The organism is Acinetobacter sp. RUH 2624 (assembly GCF_000162375.2).
GTDB lineage: Bacteria > Pseudomonadota > Gammaproteobacteria > Pseudomonadales > Moraxellaceae > Acinetobacter > Acinetobacter nosocomialis.
In genome coordinates this window covers 3,210,907-3,231,750 of sequence record NZ_KI391939.1, presented here as the reverse complement: position 1 = coordinate 3,231,750, position 20,844 = coordinate 3,210,907, and the positions used below count along the sequence as shown (strand labels likewise).

18 protein-coding genes and 1 pseudogene are annotated in these 20,844 nt (G+C 42.2%); 3 read left to right on the top strand and 16 right to left on the bottom strand.

Features of this window, described 5'->3' with window-relative positions; genetic code table 11:
• Positions 1-72: 72 nt before the first annotated feature.
• The 6 genes from HMPREF0014_RS21780 to HMPREF0014_RS21755 all read right to left on the bottom strand — a co-directional run bounded on the left by HMPREF0014_RS21780 (position 73) and on the right by HMPREF0014_RS21755 (position 7,195).
• The gene (locus HMPREF0014_RS21780; RefSeq protein WP_006581255.1) at positions 73-1,098 is read right to left on the bottom strand and encodes an enoyl-CoA hydratase/isomerase family protein; all 1,026 of its coding nucleotides are present in this window, start codon (positions 1,096-1,098) and stop codon (positions 73-75) included.
• 12 nt (positions 1,099-1,110) lie between these two features.
• Positions 1,111-1,884, bottom strand: coding sequence for an enoyl-CoA hydratase (locus tag HMPREF0014_RS21775; RefSeq protein ID WP_006581254.1), 774 nt, complete (start codon positions 1,882-1,884; stop codon positions 1,111-1,113).
• 21 nt (positions 1,885-1,905) lie between these two features.
• The gene (locus HMPREF0014_RS21770) at positions 1,906-3,033 is read right to left on the bottom strand and encodes an acyl-CoA dehydrogenase family protein (protein WP_006581253.1); all 1,128 of its coding nucleotides are present in this window, start codon (positions 3,031-3,033) and stop codon (positions 1,906-1,908) included.
• 11 nt (positions 3,034-3,044) lie between these two features.
• Positions 3,045-4,694, bottom strand: a complete 1,650-nt coding sequence (locus HMPREF0014_RS21765; protein WP_006581252.1) for an AMP-binding protein — start codon at positions 4,692-4,694, stop codon at positions 3,045-3,047.
• A gap of 81 nt (positions 4,695-4,775) precedes the next feature.
• Positions 4,776-5,666, bottom strand: a complete 891-nt coding sequence (mmsB, locus tag HMPREF0014_RS21760; protein WP_006581251.1) for a 3-hydroxyisobutyrate dehydrogenase — start codon at positions 5,664-5,666, stop codon at positions 4,776-4,778.
• A gap of 11 nt (positions 5,667-5,677) precedes the next feature.
• Entirely contained in the window at positions 5,678-7,195 is a 1,518-nt protein-coding gene (locus HMPREF0014_RS21755; RefSeq protein WP_020992353.1) for a CoA-acylating methylmalonate-semialdehyde dehydrogenase, read from the bottom strand.
• 165 nt (positions 7,196-7,360) lie between these two features.
• Here HMPREF0014_RS21755 and HMPREF0014_RS21750 point away from each other — a divergent pair, with 165 nt between their 5' ends.
• Positions 7,361-8,242 (top strand): LysR family transcriptional regulator, encoded by an 882-nt coding sequence (locus tag HMPREF0014_RS21750; protein WP_002050510.1) that lies wholly within the window; start codon positions 7,361-7,363, stop codon positions 8,240-8,242.
• Positions 8,243-8,302: 60 nt separating this feature from the next.
• Here the strand turns inward: HMPREF0014_RS21750 and HMPREF0014_RS21745 are convergent, their stop codons facing one another.
• The 5 genes from HMPREF0014_RS21745 to HMPREF0014_RS21725 all read right to left on the bottom strand — a co-directional run bounded on the left by HMPREF0014_RS21745 (position 8,303) and on the right by HMPREF0014_RS21725 (position 14,465).
• A complete protein-coding gene (locus HMPREF0014_RS21745; RefSeq protein WP_085946335.1) occupies positions 8,303-9,727 on the bottom strand; it encodes an amino acid permease in 1,425 nt (474 codons plus the stop codon).
• A gap of 376 nt (positions 9,728-10,103) precedes the next feature.
• Positions 10,104-11,543, bottom strand: coding sequence for an amino acid permease (locus HMPREF0014_RS21740; protein ID WP_006581249.1), 1,440 nt, complete (start codon positions 11,541-11,543; stop codon positions 10,104-10,106).
• A 162-nt stretch (positions 11,544-11,705) separates the two neighbouring features.
• Entirely contained in the window at positions 11,706-12,065 is a 360-nt protein-coding gene (locus HMPREF0014_RS21735; RefSeq protein ID WP_006581248.1) for a RidA family protein, read from the bottom strand.
• 10 nt (positions 12,066-12,075) lie between these two features.
• Positions 12,076-13,179, bottom strand: a complete 1,104-nt coding sequence (alr, locus tag HMPREF0014_RS21730) for an alanine racemase (protein WP_006581247.1) — start codon at positions 13,177-13,179, stop codon at positions 12,076-12,078.
• Between the two features lie 20 nt (positions 13,180-13,199).
• Positions 13,200-14,465: a D-amino acid dehydrogenase gene (locus tag HMPREF0014_RS21725; protein ID WP_020992352.1), complete on the bottom strand. Its 1,266-nt coding sequence runs from the start codon at positions 14,463-14,465 to the stop codon at positions 13,200-13,202.
• A gap of 136 nt (positions 14,466-14,601) precedes the next feature.
• On the opposite strand from HMPREF0014_RS21725, the gene HMPREF0014_RS21720 reads away from it, so the two are divergent.
• Positions 14,602-15,069, top strand: a complete 468-nt coding sequence (locus HMPREF0014_RS21720) for an Lrp/AsnC ligand binding domain-containing protein (RefSeq protein ID WP_001247568.1) — start codon at positions 14,602-14,604, stop codon at positions 15,067-15,069.
• Between the two features lie 40 nt (positions 15,070-15,109).
• Here HMPREF0014_RS21720 and HMPREF0014_RS21715 read toward each other — a convergent pair whose 3' ends face one another.
• On the bottom strand, positions 15,110-16,255 hold the full coding sequence (locus HMPREF0014_RS21715; RefSeq protein WP_006581245.1) for a heparan-alpha-glucosaminide N-acetyltransferase domain-containing protein: 1,146 nt from the start codon (positions 16,253-16,255) through the stop codon (positions 15,110-15,112).
• Between the two features lie 74 nt (positions 16,256-16,329).
• Here HMPREF0014_RS21715 and HMPREF0014_RS21710 point away from each other — a divergent pair, with 74 nt between their 5' ends.
• Positions 16,330-18,420: a TonB-dependent siderophore receptor gene (locus HMPREF0014_RS21710; RefSeq protein ID WP_006581244.1), complete on the top strand. Its 2,091-nt coding sequence runs from the start codon at positions 16,330-16,332 to the stop codon at positions 18,418-18,420.
• Between the two features lie 45 nt (positions 18,421-18,465).
• On the opposite strand, the gene HMPREF0014_RS21705 is transcribed toward HMPREF0014_RS21710, so the two are convergent.
• The 4 genes and pseudogenes from HMPREF0014_RS21705 to HMPREF0014_RS21690 form a co-directional block, all read right to left on the bottom strand.
• Entirely contained in the window at positions 18,466-18,846 is a 381-nt protein-coding gene (locus tag HMPREF0014_RS21705; RefSeq protein WP_006581243.1) for a nuclear transport factor 2 family protein, read from the bottom strand.
• A gap of 25 nt (positions 18,847-18,871) precedes the next feature.
• Positions 18,872-19,252 carry a ribonuclease E inhibitor RraB gene (locus tag HMPREF0014_RS21700; RefSeq protein WP_006581242.1) on the bottom strand — a complete coding sequence of 127 codons (381 nt, stop codon included), beginning with the start codon at positions 19,250-19,252 and terminating at the stop codon, positions 18,872-18,874.
• A gap of 111 nt (positions 19,253-19,363) precedes the next feature.
• Positions 19,364-20,029 carry an RluA family pseudouridine synthase gene (locus HMPREF0014_RS21695; protein ID WP_020992351.1) on the bottom strand — a complete coding sequence of 222 codons (666 nt, stop codon included), beginning with the start codon at positions 20,027-20,029 and terminating at the stop codon, positions 19,364-19,366.
• A gap of 110 nt (positions 20,030-20,139) precedes the next feature.
• Positions 20,140-20,712 (bottom strand): annotated as a pseudogene (locus HMPREF0014_RS21690) (DUF1003 domain-containing protein); the annotation flags it as partial.
• Positions 20,713-20,844 lie beyond the last annotated feature (132 nt).

The following is a 20,844-nucleotide window of genomic DNA, read 5'->3' as shown; positions in this document are numbered from 1 at the left end:
ATCTGTCCTGACCATAAGCATGTTCAGGTCTCGCTTGATCTCCTTAAGCTTTTTGTGTGTTTTTAAAATGGGTTAGCTTAGTTTTTCTAAAATTTGCTCTAACTCCGGATTACGTTCTTGCCAACGTGGTTGTTTATCTTTATCGACAATGAGCGCACGAACGCCCTCAATAAAGTCACCATGCTCAAACCAGATATCCTGTAAATCACGCTCAAGCTGCATACACTGCTGTAGTGAAAGGCCGCGCCCTAAATATTGCAGTTTCAAGCTGGTTTGTTTGGCAATAAATGAACGCTGCTGCAAAATACTAAGCATCTTACTCGCCCAAGCCTTTAAGCTTTCATCCTGTTCATTTTCAAGGCTTTGCTCAATCTCATCTAAATGCTGATATCCGAAGTGTTTACGGATGCCTTCGGCAAGTTGTTTAAGCTCACTTTCGACAGGCCGAGTAATAAATCGGGTAGTGATGCGTTCAATTCCCTCTTTGCTTAAACTTGGCGCTTCAACGAGAGCTTCTTGTAAAGCTTGTAACTGATCGCTTGGTACATGGTAGTCAATTAAGTCGAGATAGAGCGCATCGCTACTACTAATCTGCTCACCCGTAATTGCCATATAAACGCCAATATCATCAAGGCGAGACAGGAAATGAGTTGCGCCAACGTCCGGGAAAAAACCAATCGCTGTTTCAGGCATAGCAAATCTGGACTTTTCACTGCTTACCACAATGTGACACGCCTGAGCCAAGCCAAAACCACCGCCTAATACATAGCCATCAAGCACAACGATGATTGGCTTTTCATATTCGCGCAGTGTATTGAGCATTTTATATTCGGCACTAAAGTAGCCTTTGTAATCGGCTGTGCCATTTTTATAACTGTCGTAGAGATAGCGAATATCGCCCCCTGCACAGAAGGCTTTTGGGCTATTTGATTTGATCAAGATCGCCTGAACAGCAGCATCATTTCGCCACAGTTCCAATTGGGCACCAATCCCTTCAATCATATCTAGTGACAATGCATTAAGATGAGTCACACGGTCTAAGGTAATCACGCCGAGTTTACCTTGTCGCTCAATCATTAAGTGATTTTCTGTATTCATTTTATTGATCTCTTACTGATTTTTAAAATTTGCCTGCCGTTTTTCAACAAAGGCCTGCATGCCTTCTTTTTGGTCCGCAGTTGCAAAAATGGAGTGGAACATGCGGCGTTCAAAACGTAAACCTTCGGTAAGATTCACTTCAAAAGCTCGGTTAATGGTTTCTTTGAGCATCATGTTTGCAGTTAAAGACCGTGCTGCGATTTTTTCAGCGGCTTGCAAGGTTTGTTCAAGTAATTCTTCTTTAGCAAACACACGTGCAACCAAACCACTTTGTTCTGCCTCTACTGCGCTCATTTGACGAGCGGTAAGGCACATTTCCATTGCTTTAGCTTTACCAATGGCATGGGTTAAACGCTGTGTCCCCCCAATGCCCGGAATTACCCCTAAAGTGACTTCGGGTAAACCAAACTTGGCGTTGTCAGCACAATAAATAAAGTCACACATAAGCGCCAGCTCACAGCCACCACCCAATGCATAGCCACTCACCGCAGCAATTAAAGGTTTACGGCGCTGTGCAATCCGGTCTGCAAGATGAAAAAAATCATCTAAATAAATATCAGGAAATGCCAAATCAGCCATTTCTTTAATGTCGGCCCCTGCGGCAAAAGCTTTTTCAGAGCCAGCTAATACGATGCAGCCAATTTCGCGGTCTTTTTCGAGTTGATCTAATGCCTGATTAATTTCACTAATTAATTCGCTATTTAAGGCATTCAGCGCTTGAGGGCGATTTAATGTAATCAGTCCAACCCCATTACGCTTTTCTAATAAAATACTTTGCCACTGCATTATTTATTCCTTATTCTGGTTTTATAGACTACGTGCGATGACTAAACGTTGGATATCACTTGTGCCTTCGTAAATTTGACAAATACGCGCATCACGATAAATACGCTCAATTGGGAAGTCTCTGAGATAACCATAGCCGCCAAACACTTGTAGGGCACTTGAGCACACACGCTCAGTCATTTCTGAAGCAAATAACTTGGCCATTGAAGCTTCGTTGAGACACGGTTGGCCTGCTTCTTTGAGACGCGCAGCGTAGTGAACCAGTTGTCTCGCTGCTTCAATTTCAGTTGCCATGCTGGCAAGGCGAAACGCGATAGTTTGATGCTCAAAAATTGGTTTTCCAAAAGTAATACGCTCTTTGGCATAACGAGTTGCTTCTTCGAGTGCCGCACGTGCTAGACCGACTGCTTGTGCAGCAATACCAATACGCCCACCTTCTAAATTGGCAAGTGCGATTTTTAAACCTTCGCCTTCTTTACCTAGCATGAGACTTTTATGGATGCGTACATCTGTCAGCGCAATTTGGCAGGTATCTGAAGCATGCAGACCGAGTTTTTCTTCTACACGAATCACTTCATAACCCGGTGTTTCGCGTGGAACTAAAAAGGCACTAATGCCCTTTTTGCCTGCGCTCGGATCGGTCACGGCAAACACGATAATGACGCCGGCATTATTACCCGAGGTAATAAATTGCTTGGCACCATTTAAAATGTAATCGTCACCATCTTTCACTGCACGGGTTTTGATGGCTCCCGCATCCGATCCTGTATGCGGCTCAGTTAGGGCAAAAGCACCGATCATTTCACCTTGAGCCAAAGGCTTTAAAAAGCGCTCTTTTTGCTCGTCGGTCCCAAATTTTAAAATAGGCACACAACCAACCGAGTTATGTACACTCATGATGGTCGAGGTTGCCCCATCTGCTGCCGCAACTTCCTCGAGTGCCAGTACATAGGCTAAGTTACCCGTATCTGAACCACCCCATTCCTCTGAAACAAGCATTCCCATAAAACCGAGTTGTCCCATTTGAGTCAGAGTGTCTTTTGGGAAAGTCCCGTCTCGATCCCAATCACTGGCATTAGGCTTGATTTGTTCTTGGGCGAAACTTTTCGCCATATCACGAATGAGTAATTGTTCTTCGGTAAATTGCATTATTATTTCCTTTACCCTGCTTTAGCTTGTTGTTTAGCAATTTCTTGATTACGCAATAAAAAGCGCTGAATTTTGCCACTTGGAGTTTTAGGTAATTCACTCACAAATTCAACTAATCGTGGGTAAGCATGTGCAGAAAGTCGTCTTTTCACAAACTGGCTGAGTTCTTCAGCAAGTGCATCTGAAGGTTGTACGCCCGCAGCTAAAATTACAAAAGCCTTAACGACTTCAGTGCGATCTGGATCAGGCACGCCTATTACTGCGGCTTCAATCACAGCATCATGTTCAAGCAGTGCGCTTTCTACATCAAAAGGCCCAATACGATAGCCTGATGTGGTGATTACATCATCGCTACGGCCGACAAAACTCATACTGCCATCAGCATGAAGTTCGGCAGTATCACCCGTTAAGTAGTAATGACCGACGAAAGGCGATTTTCGGCTTTCTTTATAGCCACCAAACCACATCATTGGAGACTGGCTAATGTCGACTGCTAAAATTCCCGGTGTGTCTGGCGGAAGTTCTTCACCTTGTTCATTAACAATCGCAACACGATAGCCCGGACTTGGGAAACCTGCTGAGCCAGCATGAATTTCATGTTTTAATCCATGATGATTACACACCACCATGCCAACTTCGGTTTGTCCGTAATGGTCATAAATTGGAGCGTCTAAGACTTGTTTAAACCAGCGAATGACTTCCGGATTAAGCGGCTCGCCTGCACTGCTCACCACACGGAACTGACCTTTTAACGGCGCCATTTGTACCGGATCTGCTGCCATCATCATGCGGTAAGCTGTTGGTGCACCTGCCAAGTTGTTAACTTTATAATCTTTCACAATTTGGCATAGGCTATCGGTACTAAAACCGCCTTCATAAAACAAAGTGGCATGACCTAAAAATAACGGCCCAGTAATCGCATAGTACAGACCATAAGCCCAACCCGGGTCGGCAATATTCCAAAACGAGTCCTCTTCGGTTAAACCAATGGCATCTTGCATATATCGACCAAAAGCAATCAGTGCTTTTAGTGGCACTTCCAATGGTTTCGCTGGTCCTGTAGTACCTGAAGTAAACATAAGCAAGAAAGGATCTTGGATGCTACGCATCACCAGATCACATTGATCGGACTGCTGCTTCACTTCATTCCAGAAATTAAAATCCCCTGCTTTAAGCGCAGTACCTTGTGCATCGGCCACTGTCATAATTGCAGGGCACTTTTCAATTTCATCGAGCTTGCTACGGTTGCCCATATCGGTCACCACCAACTTGCTTTGTGCAAGTTGAATACGGTGCTCAATCGCTTTTGGGCCAAATGCAGTAAATAAAGGCTGGTACACAGCACCAATTCGCCAAGCCGCCAAAATGGTTACAATCAGTTCAGGTGTTCTTGGCAATAAGCCTGAAATACGGTCGCCTGCTTTTACACCTTGAGCTTTTAAAAAGTTAGCAAACTGACTCGACCATTCTTTTAGTTCACGGAAGGTATATTGCTCTTTTCGTCCGTCTTTTCCTTGCCAGTACAGTGCGATTTTGTCGCCATTTGCATGTCTATCACAGCATTCATAACATGCGTTTAGTGCATCGAGTGAACCTGACAACATCTGTTTAGCAGTGCTTTCCAAATCGAAAGCCTGTACAGCATTTTGATAATCCATCATATCTTTTCCCTCAGTCCGGATTTGTTGTTATTCACGACAGGGTTTGATTTATTGGTTTAAAGCCTTCCTTTGGCTTTACCGTTATGCCTCTTGTGGCAGGTACTGCTGAATAATGCTCGAAAAATCGAGATGAGCATTACCACGCATACACATTTGCTGATAAAGCTGTTGCACCATACCACCTAATACAACAGGCTGTTTGACTTGGCCTGCGGCTTCTACAGCGAGTCCTAAATCTTTTAGCATTAGCTGAGTTGCAAAACCGTCTTGATAGCCTCGAGATGCGGGCGCATTTTCATTAATATGCGGCCATGGGTTGCATACATCCGAGCTCCAACAACGACCACTTGAGGTGTTAATTACCCCTGCCAATGCTTGTGGGTCGATGCCTAGCTTCACACCGAGTGCCATGCCTTCGGCCACCGCAGCCATTGAAATGCCTAAAATCAGGTTATTGCAAATTTTGGCAATTTGGCCTGCACCGACATCACCACAATGAACAATATTTTTGCCCATGTGGCTGAGCACTGGTTTTACTTCGTTAAAGGTTTGATCATCGGCACCGACCATAAAGGTTAAAGTTCCAGCTTGAGCACCAATGGTCCCGCCGGAAACGGGTGCATCACAAATTTTAATATTTTTACTCTGTGCAACAGCAGCAATGTCTTTTATGGTTTGCGGGTCAATGGTGCTGCTATCAATGCATAAGCTACCTGCTTTTAACACTTCCAAGACACCATTTTCACCCAAGTAAACCTCTTTAACATGCTTTGCGGCAGGCAACATGGTAATGACCACATCTGCTTGTTTAGCTGCATTCTGGGGGCTGTCGCAGACTATGCCACCTGCCTCGGCGAAGTGCTGGATCGCGACTTCACTGAGGTCGTAACCATAAACTTTGAGTCCGGCTTTTAATAGATTTTGGGCCATTCTGCCGCCCATATTGCCTAGACCGATAAAGGCGATATTCATCCGTGATCCCCTTAACGTAAACTAATGGTTGTATTTACACCGCCAACTTCATGGCTATCTTCAAACCAACGGCTGGTAATGGTTTTGGTTTGGGTATAGAACTGCACAGCCTGTTTGCCGTATGGTCCCAAATCGCCGAGTTTCGAACCTCTTGAACCGGTAAAACTGAAGAAAGGCACAGGTACAGGAATTGGAATGTTGATACCGACTTGACCAATATCAATAAGGTTTTGGAAAGTACGTGCAATCGCACCGCTTTGGGTAAATAGACCTACACCGTTACCAAATGGATTAGCATTGATCAATGCAATCGCTTCATCGAATGTATCGACACAAATAATTGAAAGTACCGGCCCAAAGATTTCTTCTTTATAGATACGCATGTCGGTATTTACGCCACTAAAAATCGTAGCACCCACAAAGTTACCTGACTCATAACCTTGTACTTGAACATTGCGACCATCGAGTAGAAGTTCTGCCCCTTGCTCAACACCGCTATTAATCAAGTCAATTACACGCGCTTTGGCACGTTTTGAAATGACTGGGCCAATGTCAGTATTTGGTTCATGACCTGCATTTACTTTTAGAGTTTTCGCTTTTTCAACTAACTCTTGAATCCACTGTTTACTGTCGCCAACCATCACTGCAACCGACAATGCCATACAACGTTGCCCAGCAGCACCAAACGCTGCGCCCACCAAGGCATTTAGGGTTTGTTCTTTATTGGCATCTGGCATCACAACCACATGGTTTTTTGCGCCCATCATGGCTTGCACACGTTTACCATGTTGACCTGCAAGGTTATAAACATGTGTTCCAACCGCAGTTGAACCTACAAATGAAATCGCTTTAATGTCTTTATGGGTACACAAACGGTCAACCACTTCTTTGCCGCCATGCACAACGTTTAAGACACCTGCTGGAATACCTGCTTGAATTGCAAGCTCAACCAACATCATGGTCGATAATGGATCTTGTTCTGATGGTTTTAAAACGAAGGTATTGCCGCACACGATTGCCATTGGGAACATCCAAAGTGGAATCATGGCAGGGAAATTAAACGGCGTAATACCCGCACAAACACCCAAAGGTTGTTGCAAGGTATACGTATCTACACCACGTGCTACACCTTCAACATATTCACCCATTTGCAAAGTACCAACTGAACAGGCATGTTCAACCACCTCTAGACCACGTTGAATATCGCCTTCGGCATCTGCCAAGGTTTTACCTTGTTCAGCCGTCAATACTTGTGCTATTTCTTTCATGTTGGCACGAATCAAGTCTTGTAGCTTAAGCATGATGCGCATACGTGCCTGAATTGGGGTTTGGCGCCAAGAAGTAAAAGCATCTTGTGCAGCTTGAATAGCAGCGTCGACTTCTTCAACCGTTGCAAAAGGCACGCGGCCAATCACTTCCTGAGTTGCAGGGTTAATAATGTCTTGCCATTCTTGAGTTTTAGATTCGATAAACTGTCCGTTAATAAGTAATTTAGCGGTGTCCAATTCGATTTTCTGGATTGTGTTCATAACCTCTCCGTAGGTCATATTTTTATTGTGTTCAGTTATTAGAAAATACTTTTCTACGTATTTTCTTTATTCAGGTTTTATTTGAGACTAACAAAGAAATCTTTGACCACCAACGCAAATTCATGCACGATTGTTGTGCAAATATGCACAGGGACAATAACAAAAATGAAAGTGGATTGGGATCATCTACAGTTTTTTCTGGTTTTAGCACGCACTAAAACTCTAACCAATGCTGCACGTATTATTGGTGTTGAACATAGTACGGTAGCTAGACGGATTCAGGCCCTAGAACTTGCTTTGGGTACAACTTTGTTTAAACGTGAAGCAACAGGCTATGAGCTGACACTCGAAGGCATGGCACTTGTTCCTCGAGTTGAGCAAATGGAACAAGCTTTCTTACAAATTGAAAAACCGCATCAACCTTTACAAGGACGTGTGCGAATTGGCACACCTGAGGGCTTTGGAACTGCATTTTTAGCCCGCTTACTGGCTGAGTTCTCTATTCAGTATCCACTACTCACCATCGACCTAATACCCGTACCAAAAATGATTAAGCTTTCGCATCGTGAAGCAGATATTGTGGTATCCATTGAACGCCCAACCTCGGGGCCTTATATCATTACGCGCTTATCAGACTACTGCTTAAAAATTTATGGCAGCCAGAGCTATCTAGCACAAAATCCACCGATTCGTGGTTTAGAAGATTTAACTCAGCATCGCTTTGTAAATTATATTGATGATCTGGTGTATAGCCCGGAGCTGTATTGTCTAGAACGTTTACCTTTAAAACTGAATGCTAACTTTCGCAGTAGCAGTATTTTGGCCCAACAAATTGCAGTGAGTGCTGGTGCAGGGCTTGCAATTTTGCCGAAGTTTTTAGCAGATGACAAACCTGAGCTCGAAGAGGTATTAGAGCAACAAGTTCGTTTTACCCATACCTTCTGGATGCTGACCTTCGTTGATTTACAGCATGAGCCGCGCATTAAACTGGTCTGGGATTACTTGCGTAAACAAGCTGATAAATATCAACATTTGCTGGTCGATTAATCTTTTAATAAAAAAGCCAATCAATGATGATTGGCTTTTTGGTAAATCGAGAAAGGATAATTAAAAGATTTCTCGGCCTAATTTTTTCATGCGCGGCTTATAGAATGCATAGTAAGTCACACCTAAAACCACCACCCATACTGGACTGACGTAGAGCGCTTTTAATGTATCTGGCTCTAACGCCAAAATCACTAAAGTAAACAAGAAAAAGGCTATAACCGCATACGCCATTAACACGCCGCCCGGCATTTTAAAGGTTGATGCAGCATGAAGTTCAGGACGAGTTTTACGATAACGTAAATAGCACGCCATGATCAAAATCCACACGCTAATGAACAAGATTACACAGAGTGAACTTGCCAGAGTAAATGCTTCCATTGTGTTTGGAACAAAGTACTGAAGCACTGCCCCACCCATAATGAAAATACATGAGAAGATTAAACCATTTGAAGGCACAGCACGTTTTGATAAACGTCCTAATATACCCGGCGCTTGACCATCTTTTGATAAGCCGAACAACATACGGCTTGTTGAAAACACGCCACTGTTCATTGAAGACATGACCGACGACAGAACAACCAAGTTCATAATAATTGCAGAAATAGGAATACCTGCATTTAAGAACAACTCAACAAACGGGCTTTTATCGGCACGAATATGATCCCAAGGTGTTACAGACATCACCACAAAAAGTGCTAACACATAAAACAGGATAATACGTACCGGAATCGCGTTAATTGCTTTTGGTAGGTTCTTTTCTGGATCTTTCGTTTCAGCAGCAGTTGTACCAATCAGCTCAACACCAATAAAGGCAAATACGGCGATCTGGAAACCTGCCAAAAACCCGCTTACACCTTTTGGAAATATACCACCATGTGACCAGACGTTACTGATGCTTACCACGTCACCATGAGGAGCTTGGAAGTGGGTTAAAATCATGTAGCCGCCCACACCAATCAAACCGATAATGGCTAAAATCTTAATAAGCGCAAACCAGAACTCAACCTCACCAAACAACTTTACTGTAAGAAGGTTAAGGCTTAAGACGAATAGTACACAGCCCGCACTAATCATCGCTTGTTGCATGGGTGAAAAACTGGCGCCTTCGGGTAACCAGAAACTTAAATAGTTAATAACCGCAGAAAGATCGGCAATACCGACCAGTACCCAGCCTAACCAATAGGTCCAACCTATATAGTAGCCAGCCCACGGACCAATTAGGTCATACGCCATGTCGACAAATGACTTGTAATGTAAATTAGCAAGTAGTAATTCACCCAATGCGCGCATAAGGAAGAAGAACATTCCACCAATTAACATGTAGATTACAAGAATTGAAGGACCTGCGAGAGAGATGGTTTTGCCCGAGCCCATAAATAGACCGGTACCAATTGCGCCGCCAATTGCAATGAGCTGTAAGTGGCGATTACTTAATTTCCGTTGTAAATGATCAGGGGAGCCTGCCTCATCTGAATGATGAACCATTGTCATATTAGAAGTCCTTTTTATATTTTGCTTAATTTAAATCAGCAACCTATAGGGAGAAAACGAACCGTATATCGTGGGTTGCTGAGTCTATACCTCAGGACAAGATGTTCAAGTATATTTTTTCCTTAATTGATCTATCTTTTGTCCCTATTTTTTAAGTTGCATTATTTATGTACTGCCTTCACGGCAATTTTAATTATCCAATCTCGATTCACCAGATTAGCCGGAGTTTAGCATGTGATAATGCTAGATGTCGCTTTACTCCCCCCCTCAAAACTGTGCTATTGATTCAAAAATAAACAATATTATTCCGATAAAAAAACTGATGAAAATAAAAAAAGCCAATCATGATTGATTGGCTTTTTAATAAAACTTAATGATCGTTAACGAGTTCACGTCCTAGCTTTTTCATGCGTGGTTTATACAACACATGATAGGTAACACCTAAAATAACTAACCATACCGGACTGACATATAAAGCTTTCAAAGTATCTGGCTCTAATGCCAAGATGACTAAAGTAAAAAGCATAAATGCCAAAACAACATAACTCATCAAAATGCCACCCGGCATTTTAAATGTCGATTTTTCATGTAATTCAGGACGTAATTTACGATAGCGTAAATAGCACACCATAATGAGACTCCAAACACTAATGAATAGAATCACACAAAGTGAACTTGCCAACGTAAATGCCTCCATCGTGTTTGGAACAAAGTACTGAAGTACTGCTCCGCCCATAATAAAAGTACAAGAGAAAATTAAACCATTTGAAGGAACTGCGCGTTTTGATAAACGACCAAATGCACCCGGTGCCTGACCATCTTTCGATAAACCAAACAACATACGACTGGTTGAAAACACACCGCTGTTCATTGATGACATCACTGAAGACAGCACCACCAAGTTCATGATGATGGCAGAAACCGGAATACCCGCATTTAAGAATAACTCAACAAACGGGCTTTTATCTGCACGAATGTGATCCCACGGGGTTACTGACATCACAATAAATAGCGCCAACACATAGAACAGAATAATACGTACCGGAATCGCATTAATTGCTTTCGGTAGGTTCTTTTCTGGGTCTTTGGTTTCAGCAGCAGTTGTACCTACCAGTTCTACCCCGACAAAAGCAAATACAGCAATCTGGAATCCTGCCAAAAAGCCTTCCGTGCCTTTCGGGAATAAACCACCGTGCGCCCAAACATTACTAATGCTTGCAACAGCACCTTGTGGAGCTTGGAAATGGCTGAAAATCATGTAGCCGCCTACTCCGATCAGGCCAATAATTGCCAGAATCTTAATAAGTGCAAACCAGAATTCAATTTCACCAAATAGTCGTACTGTTAGGAGGTTAAGCCCCATCACAAATAACACACAACCTGCACTAATCATGGCCTGCTGTATTGGGGAAAAACTTGCACCATCGGGCAACCAGAAACTCAAATAGTTAATGACCGCTGAAAGGTCCGCAATACCCACCAGCACCCAACCTAACCAATAGGTCCAGCCCAAATAGTAACCGGCCCAAGGACCAATCAGGTCATGAGCCATATCAACAAAAGATTTGTAATGCAGATTTGCAAGGAGTAACTCACCCATTGCACGCATTAAGAAAAAGAACATGCCTCCAATAATCATATAAATAAAGAGAATTGAAGGGCCTGCGAGGGAGATGGTTTTACCTGAACCCATAAATAGGCCAGTTCCAATTGCACCGCCAATAGCAATCAGTTGTAAATGACGGTTAGACAGTTTTCGTTGCAGATGATCAGGAGAGTTTTCCGTATCTGAATGACGAGCCGTTGTCATATTAAAATTCCTTTTTGAATTCCTTTGTTAAGATCAGCAACCTATGGCGAAAATCGAACCGTATGCCATAGGTCACTGAATCTGTTCACCAAAAAATGACTGGATAAACCGTATCTATCTTCCTTCTGTTAGATACATCATCATTTTTGGAGTAAAAACGAATTACTTTTGTGCTGCCGTCACGGCAATTTCAATTAACCAATTTGGATTGACCAAATCGGCCTGAATTGTGGCACGCGATGGCGCAACACACCCTTTTAACCAATCAACCCAAATTGCATTTACGGTTGAAAAGTCAGAAAGATTTTTTAAATAGAGCTGTGCAGAGAGCAAGCGAGTTTTGTCGGTATTGGCTAATGCCAAAAGTTCATCAATCGTTGCAAGAATTTCACGAGTTTGGCCTGCCACGTCTTGCTCGGTATTTTTAGGTACCTGACCTGACAAATAAACCACTTTGTTAAAAACAGTCACGGCGCTCATGACTTCGTTAGTGTTAATCTTTTGTATATCTGAATTAGACATTCGGATTTCCTTATACCTGATTAATAAATTGAACACGGGCGGTGACAGCACACATCAGTTCATAGCCCACCGTACCGGATGAAACTGCGACATCATCAATAGGTAAAACGACGCCTGTACTTGATTGGCCCCAAAGCACGACTTCACTGCCGACTTTGGCACTTTCAATACCTGTTAAATCGACTGCCAACATATCCATGCTGATGCGACCAATTGTACGAGTGCGGACAGAGTCCACTAAAACTGGCGTACCTGTTGGTGAAATACGTTGATAACCATCGGCATAGCCGCAAGCCACAATCCCAATCGTCATGGGTTGCTCTGTGACAAAGTTTGAGCCATAACCTACGCTTTCATTCGGCTCTAAATGCTGAACGGAAATAATTTCACTGCGTAAGCTCATGGTCGGCTGCAAGCCCCAATCTGCAATACTATGCGTTGGGTAATCTGGCGAGCTGCCATAGAGCATGATGCCACTGCGGGCATAATCTGATTTGAGCTGGTCTTGATAACGCAAAATTGCTGCACTATTGCTTACCGATCTTTCACCCGGTAAATCTTTTACAATTTCTTCAAAGGCAGTAATTTGATAATCAATACCTTGCTGACCGAAACGATCGCCATCTGCATCTGAAAAATGCGTCATGTGCGTAATCTTGGACACATTTGCCAAGTTATTTAAACGTTCCCAAGCCTGCACATAATGCTGTGGTTTAAAACCAAGACGGTTCATACCACTGTTCATTTTCAAGAAAACATCAAATTGAGCCGGATAAGGATGCTTTTCTACCCACTCGATTTGCGCTTCACTATGAACGGTGAAACTAAGCTGATACTGCACACAATCAAATAAATCTTGAGGAGAGAAAACTCCTTCGAGCAATAAAATTGGACCTGTCCAACCTAGAGCACGAATTCGTTTTGCTTCATCAAGATCAAGTAAGGCAAAGCCATCTGCTGCTTTAAATGCCTCATAGACACGTTCAATTCCGTGTCCATAAGCATTGGCTTTTACAACGGCAAAAACCTTACTGTTTGGCATAGCCTTGCGCACCACCACCAAGTTATTTTGTAAAGCTTGATGGTGGATCACTGCGGTAATAGGACGAGGCATGATTACTTTCCTAACGTCCGTTATGCAGCATGCGCGTGTGAATAACGCTGAATTGAAAGACCATCTGTACTGATTTCAGTCTTATGATTCAATACGATGTCACTGATTAATTTTCCTGAACCACATGCCATGGTCCAACCTAAAGTACCGTGACCTGTATTCAAGAACAGATTTTTAAAGCGAGTCGCACCAATAATTGGAGTGCTGTCTGGTGTCATTGGACGTAGACCCGTCCAGAAAGATGCCTGTGCCATATCACCGCCTGGGAACAAGTCCTGAGTGACCATTTGCAAAGTTGCACGGCGGTCTTCGTTCAGACCTAAATTGAAACCGCTTAGCTCTGCCATACCGCCTACGCGAATACGTTGGTCAAAACGAGTAATCGCGATTTTGTAGGTTTCATCAAGCACTGTAGATTGCGGGGCAAAAGCAGGGTCAACAATTGGAATCGTCAACGAATAACCTTTCACAGGATATACAGGTAACTGTAGATCAAGTGGTTTCAGGAAATCACGTGAATAGCTACCAAACGCTAAAACATAACGATCTGCGGTTAAGACCTTACCATTGACCTGAACGCCCTTAATTTGATCGCCTTCAACAATCAATTTTTCTACGTTCTGGTTAAACTGGAAGTTAACGCCTAGCTCTTTAGCAATTTGAGCTAAAGCATTGGTAAATAAATAGCAGTCGCCTGTTTCATCATTTGGTAAGTGTAAACCACCCACGAGTTTATCTTGTGCATTTGCTAAAGCTGGTTCTACACGACCAAGCTCGTTGCCATTTAATAACTCGTAGCTTACGCCGCATTCTTCAAGCACGCTAATGTCGCGTTGAACCGCTTCCATTTGTGCTTCTTTACGGAATAGCTGCAAAGTACCTTTAGCGCGGTTTTCGTAGTGAATACCCGTATCTTTTCTGAGTTCACGTAAACAGTCACGGCTGTATTCAGCCACACGCATCATACGTTCTTTGTTCACAGCATAACTTTGCGGATTACAGTTTTTCAGCATTTGCGCCATCCACTGTAATTGCCACATGCTGCCATCTAAATTAATCGCAAGCGGTGCATGGTGTTGGAACATCCATTTCACAGCTTTAAAAGGAATTCCTGGTGCTGCCCAAGGGGTCGAATACCCAGGCGAAATTTGGCCTGCATTACCAAAGCTAGTTTCTTCAGCAGGACCTGACTGGCGATCGAGAACAGTAACCTCAGCTCCTTGACGAGCTAAATAATAGGCACTTGCCACTCCAATAACGCCGCTACCTAAAACAATTACGCGCATTTCCATTCCCTCACGCACACCAGTTTATTTCACTAGTATATTTCTGCTTCAATAGTTTATTTCACTGTTTTTCAGGGTATAATCTAGGTAAATTTATGTTTTTCTCGCGAGAATTTTAAAAAAAGAGGAAATATCTATGCGCCCCTTAGATCGTATAGATCGCATGATTCTGGATATTTTGCAGCGTGAAGGACGAATTGCGATTAGTGAATTGGCATCGAGAGTTAACCTGTCGACCACCCCTTGTTCAGAGCGTGTAAAACGCCTAGAACGCGATGGCATTATCATGGGTTATTATGCACGGCTAAACCCAGCCTACGTGGACCGCAACCTGCTTGTCTTTTTAGAAATTAAGTTATCTGCCAAATCTGGCGATGTATTCGACCAAGTGGCTAGAGACTTAGTTGAGATTCCTGAAGTGCTTGAATGTCACCTTATTTCAGGCGAATTTGACTACCTTGTAAAAGCGCGCTTAAAAGAAATGAGTGCATACCGCCGCTTATTGGGAGATCTATTAAAGAAACTTCCCGCTTCGGCATCGTCACACAGTTATGTAGTCATGGAAGAAGTAAAAGAAACTTTATATTTAGATGTAAGCAAGTAAAGCGAGCATTATTGAACTCGCTTTACTCACCTTTTGAAAATTAGAAATATTTTAAAATCGAAATATGTTTGTTTTGATGCTTAAACTTCGAGAACCATTTAACCGCTGGATAGAGCGCAAAAGACAGCACAATTGTGATTAACCACAGCATCCATACATGGCTGACCGACAAATAATTCCCGTAGTTGGCTCCCCATACGTTTAGCGCAAACACATAGATCAGTTTCAGCACATATAAATGCAATAAGTAAAAGAACATCGGCACCGAGCCAAATACCACTAGTGGTTTTAAAAACGAGTACTGCTGCATACGTTCAAAAGCAATGAGTACAATCAAACCGATCCCAACATTTAGCAAAATAAACAGTAAAGATGGTGGATACTTGGTGAGGTTAAAAAAGCTCATAAGGCTCAGTTGTAATGACTCAAAATGCTGCCACGGATGGTCACCATAAACATTGATAAAACGCAGTAAAACAAACAACCCAATACTTGCGAAACCTAGACTAAGTAAAGCGCGGCCTCTTTGCTTTGCTGTATATTTTGAACTAAACAACTGGCCTAATACGTAGCCTAATAAAATCACCCCTATCCAAGGTAAAACAGGGTAACTTGTACGAAGCTTAATGCCCGCAAACTCAAGCCAGCCACGTTCGTGTAAAACGAACCATATATTTTGTAGGATGCCTTGTGAGAAGTGCACAGAATCTAATAAGTTGTGCCCAAAAATAATCATCAACCCTACACCAGCAATAACAGGCAAAGGTAAACTTACACAGCAAGCTAATACCACCATGCTAATACCGATCGCCCAAATCACCTGTAAATAAATGACTTCGGGTGGAAAAGTCGCTGTCCATGCAAAATTCACAAGGGTAAGCTCTAACACAATTAAAAATAAGCCGCGTTTTAATAGAAAGGTACGCGTTTGTTGTAAGTCCTGTTTTTTTGATTGAAATAAAAATGCAGAAATACCGGTTAAAAGTACAAAAACCGGAGCGCAAATATGTGCCAATAATCGACTGCCAAATAATGCTGGTTCTGTTACTGTTACGTCCATTGGATCGGTAACCTGTTTATGTAAATAGAAAGTTTCTCTTACATGGTCGAGTAACATAATGATGATCACCAAACCACGCAATGCATCAATCGACTGTAAACGTTCAATATTCTTTTCTAAAGACATAGCGGTAATCAATAAAATAATGTAACGTTATACTATTACATTATAGTTCTTTTGTCTTTCATGGCTGATTATTTATGCAACACAAATTAGGATTGTTGTCTTCGTTGGGTCTATCATTTATATCGACATTCACTTGGGCAGAAGAAACGTCAACGGTACTTGAGACCATACGCGTTCAGGCTGAAAGTACCCAAGAAGGTGTGAGTCAAAATAGCTCGGCGACTAAATTTTCTCACGATGTTTTAGACGTTCCTTTTAACCGTGCTTATGTTTCAAAACAAATGATGGAACAACAAGACGTTCAACGGATTGATGACGCTTTAAGCTTGGTGAGTGGGGTTTTTCATCAAAACAGTTTTGGTGGTGGCTTTTGGGATAACTACTCTTTCCGTGGTTTTAGTACCGATCCCAATTTAGGTGCCTCTATGATCCGTAACGGTTTGAGTGTCAACCGAGGGATTAGTGCTCCCAAAGATGTGGTAAATATTGAATCTTTAGAGTTTTTAAAAGGGCCAATCGCTGCACTATATGGTCGCGGCGAAACAGGTGGTTTGCTGAACCTCAACAGTAAAAAACCACAGTGGGAAAGCGAAAGTGAAGTTAACCTACGTGCCAATACCCAAGAACAATATCGAATTAGTCTGGAACACACGGCGCCTATAAACAATGAACTGGCCTATCGCGTAGCCGTGGCTCACGAAGATAATCAAAGCTTTCGTGATCATGTCAGCAGTGAACGTTGGTTCTTTTCACCGCAACTCACATGGAAAATTTCAGACCAAACGCAACTCGACTTTGACAGTGAATTTACAGAGCATAAAGGAACCTTTGACCGTGGTGTAAGCATAGTCAATCATCAGTTTGTGATGGACCCGAAAACCTTTACAGGTGAACCTGACGATGGCGATTTGAAAATAAAAGATTACTTTTACCAATTACGTCTGAGTCACGAATTTAACCCTGACTGGAAGCTAAATAGTGCAGTCAGTTATAAAGATGCCAAAATGGTGGGTTTTGCAACCGAACCTCGTCGTATGCAAGCCGATGGACGTACTTTAGAGCGTCAACGTCGCTATCGTGATTATACAAGTGAAGATGTGCTGGCTCAGACCGAGTTACTGGGCAAGCTTGATACGTCTTGGGCACGTCATGAAATTTTACTTTCAACCGAGCTTGGTCAACTCGACTATAAACAAAACCAGCTTCGTCGCAACCACAGCACAAGCTCACCAAACACAATTGATATTTACCAACCTGAATATGGCAAATATTTACCAAACCTTGCACCATTTACCAATACAAAAGAACAGCAGCGTTACTTTGCGCTTAATGTACAAGATCAGATCTTTTTTAATGACCAGTGGAGTGTGCTATTTGGCAACCGTTTTGATCAGGTCGAACAAGACTTTAAAAATCACCTGAGTCAGACTGAAAGCAACCAGACGCTTCACCAAAATAGTCCACGTTTCGGAGTAAATTTTAAAGCCTCTGACCAGTGGGCATTTTATACAAACTATGGCCGCTCATTTGCCATGAATAGTGGTATGAACCGCAATGGTCAGACTTTTGTTCCTGAAAAAGGTGAAAGTTATGAGGTCGGCACCAAATATAAAGTGAATGACCAAAGTGTGCTGAGTCTCGCTCTGTTTAAAATGAAAAAGCGAAATGTACTCACAACCGACCCAATCGACAGTAACTTTCAAACCGCAGCAGGCGAAGTGAGCAGTAAAGGAATTGAGTTTGACTTAAATAGCCAAATCACTGACCGCTGGTTCGTCAATGCCAACTATAGCTATACCGATGCTCAAATTGAAAAAGACCAAGACTTGGCAAAAGGTGCACGTCTAAGTAATGTTCCAAAACACCAAGGTGCTGTAAGTACCAATTATGAGTTTCTACAAGAAGGCTCAACAAAAGCAGGTGTAGGTGCCAACCTTACCTATGTAGGCGAGCGTAGCGGACATAACCTTGATAATGGCTTTAATTTACCAAGCTATACCCTCGTGAACTTAAATGCTTATTATGCCCCATCGGACCGCTTACGTTATCAGCTGAATATAAACAATCTGTTTGATAAAACTTACTATGTTTCAAGCTATAGCGATTTGTGGATTCAACCGGGTGAGCCACTAAACGCCTCAATCTCGGCACAGTGGAAGTTTTAATTCATCTATAAAATAAAAAAGCCCGAATTATTTCGGGCTTTTTTATTAGAACATGCCATTTTCATTCACAAGCGGTTCAGGCTGCATTTGCCCGATATCCCAAAGCTCAGCAATTTTTCCATTTTCAAAACGGCAAATATGAACCACAGCCACAATGGTAGGTTTGTCATTCATTTGCATTTCAAGTTTCGAATGTACGGCGATCAAAGTCCCATCTTCAATGACATGTTGGACATCAAAGACTTTATTAGGATTTTCAGCCGCGCTTTCACGCATCCCTTCCTTCAAAGAAGTCGCATCACCCGCATAATAAGGATTGTGATGCTTGAAGTTAGGCGCAGTGTAATTGCTATAGGCTTCATCAACTTCGCCTGCTGCGGCAAGTTCTAAAAACCGTACCGCAATTTGTTTTTGAGATAAGTTCATGATTATCTCCTACTCTTTTTAGACCTTATTGTAAGAGGTCGTCTTCTTCAGTTTCTTCTTCAAAGACATAGGCCATACAGCCCCATCCGTCATATTCACCCTGAAATTTTTCAGCGATGCTGGCAAACCATTGTTCCAAATCAACGATATCTGAATACTCAGGTTCCATGTTTACGAAGATGGTAATTACCCATTCGTTTGGCTCAACAGAGTCATCTTGGAAAAGTGAAACTTTTTGTTCTTGGTAAAGTAAGTAAAGTGCACATTGCTCTGCATTTTTTTGATCTTGAAAAGCAATTGAAAATTCAATTTCATGCAGCTCGGTTAAGTCATCCCCATCTTCAACCATTTGCCAAAGTACATTGCCGTTATCGTCATCTGGAAATTGTTCGTAATCGCGGTTCATTAGATTGTCCTTGTTGTTGCTCTAATTTGTATTATTCGGCATTAAGAATAACCGACTTTTATTGCAGTTTGGATATGTATTCAGTTGCGAATTGCATCAAATTTTAATTTTTTAAAACGGCACTTGCGATTCAATCACTACATCTGTTCCTTTCAATGGATGTTGAAAAGCCAAATACGCAGCGTGTAAAGCCATACGCTTCAAATGAAACCGTTTAGGTTCAGGATGATATAACTTGTCGCCCATAATCGGGTGTCCAATATGCATCATATGTACACGTAACTGGTGCGAACGCCCTGTCACAGGCTCAAGTAACACTCGACTTTGATCTGTTGTTTCATCATAAACCAATGGTTGAAACAAGGTTTTAGCATGTTTGCCTAATTCAAAATGTACAATTTGTCTTGGGCGATTTTCCCAGTCAGTAATGAGTGGAACCTCAACACTGCCCTCTTGCTTTACTTGTCCTTGCACCAAAGCAATATAATGTTTTTTGACTGTTCTGGCCTGAAACATTTTACTTACCGCAACTTCTGCATCGCGATGCTTGGCAAACATAAGTAAACCCGAGGTTGCCATATCTAAACGATGCGTCACTTTAGCCAAAGGGAACTTTTCCAGCACCCTTAAATAAGCACTGTCATGATGCTCAGGTAACCGGCCCATGACCGACAACAAACCCGCGGGTTTATCAACCACAATCAAATCGTCATCTTCAAATAGAATGGAAAGCGGATCTTGTGGTGGAGCGTAAACAAAGTTGTCGTTTAAAGGCATGGTCGTAGAAACAGCAATGGAGCATGGCGGCAAATCATAAAGAAATTTCAGACCTACCGCAAAACAATCTATAAGCTATGCTCATGTTCCACGTGAAACTCGAAAAATCTTTATCGTTTTTTATTCATTTCAGCTAAAAGATCGAGCTGAATTTCTTGAATATGTGCAAGCCTTTCCCACTGATGCGATAAAAGATGATCCATTTTTTCATGCAAATGGCGAATCTCAAGCTCAGCTTTTAAATTAATTTGATAGTCATGTTGAGAGCGCAAACGGTCTTTAGCTTCTTGACGATTTTGACTCATCATAATAATAGGTGCCTGAATTGCGGCTAAACATGACAGCACTAAATTCAGTAAAATAAAAGGATAAGGGTCGACAGGACGTACCACCATCACGACTGTATTTAATACTATCCAACCTGTTAAAAAGATCGCAAAACAAATAAGGAAAGACCAACTTCCGCCAAATGATGCAATCTTATCTGCCAGTTTTTCCCCAAACGTCCACTTTTGATCAAAATCAGATTCGGTATTTCGGCTAATTAATTCATGGCGTTGCATACTGCCAATCACTTCATTTTCTAAATTAGAGAGTTCGCCCTTTTCGGAACGTAATAATGATTGCACGTATTTAATTCGATAATCTGCCAGATCGGCTCGACAAATAAAGCTTGAGTAATTCCTGATCCTAGCCAAAATAATGGACAGTACTTCCCTCTAAAGATAACGTAACGTTAACTTTGGAGATCCAAGAAATGGCCAAACGTTTTAGTGCTGAATTTAAACAGCAAGCAATTGATTATGCACTTTCAA